Origin of the sequence: Pusillimonas sp. T2 (assembly GCF_002236805.1) — a bacterium.
GTDB lineage: Bacteria > Pseudomonadota > Gammaproteobacteria > Burkholderiales > Burkholderiaceae_B > Neopusillimonas.
In genome coordinates this window covers 1-750 of sequence record NZ_NIQA01000036.1, presented here as the reverse complement: position 1 = coordinate 750, position 750 = coordinate 1, and the positions used below count along the sequence as shown (strand labels likewise).

Sequence of the window (750 nt, the reverse complement as noted above, 5' to 3'; positions counted from 1 at the left end):
CGCCGGGGTGTATTTCAAGGTCTTGAACAAGGCCTCGGAATACGGGTTGTCGTTGCTGACCGACGGACGACTAAACGATGGTACGACCCCCAGTTTTTGCAGGGTCGCCAACATCGTGGCCCCTTTCATAGGGCTGCCATTATCCGAATGCAGCACCAACTGATCACGACGCACCCCATGGCGCAAACACGCCTTGTCGATCAAGTTCGCGGCATGCAATGCCAGTTCTTCAGTGTGAATTTCCCACCCCATGATCATGCGGCTATAGACATCAATAATCATGTAAAGACGGTAAAACTGCCCACGTATTGCGCCGGGCAAGTAGGTGATGTCCCACGTCCAGACCTGGTTAGGCCCGGTGGCCACCCACGCTTTAGGCGCAGGCACCTGGCGGGGTGGTTGCGCACGGCCGCGCCGGTTCAATTGACCGTGTGCTTTCAGCACCCGGTAAAAACTGGACTCAGATGCAATATAAACGCCCAGATCAGCCAAACGCGGAACGATCTGCGAGGGTGGCAGGCTTTGGTGTTCGGGGCTATTGCACAGAGCCAGAATCCGGGCTTTTTCTGCACCACTCAGCGCATGCGTGTGGTGCCGGGCAGTGGGCTGCTGGCGTCGGTCAAGCAACGTGTCAACACTGCGCCAACGGCGCAGGGTTCGGCAGGTAATCCCGATAACCTCACAGGCCTTATGGCAACGCGCGCCAACCGATATCGCTTCATCGATCAAGGTGATGGCCATCTGTTTCAT

At 56.9% G+C, this 750-nt stretch carries 1 protein-coding gene; it reads right to left on the bottom strand.

What is annotated here, in order from left to right; genetic code table 11:
• The coding region (locus PuT2_RS15635; protein WP_158214068.1) for a DDE-type integrase/transposase/recombinase at window positions 1-741 on the bottom strand (741 nt) is incomplete at its 3' end.
• Window positions 742-750: the final 9 nt, after the last annotated feature.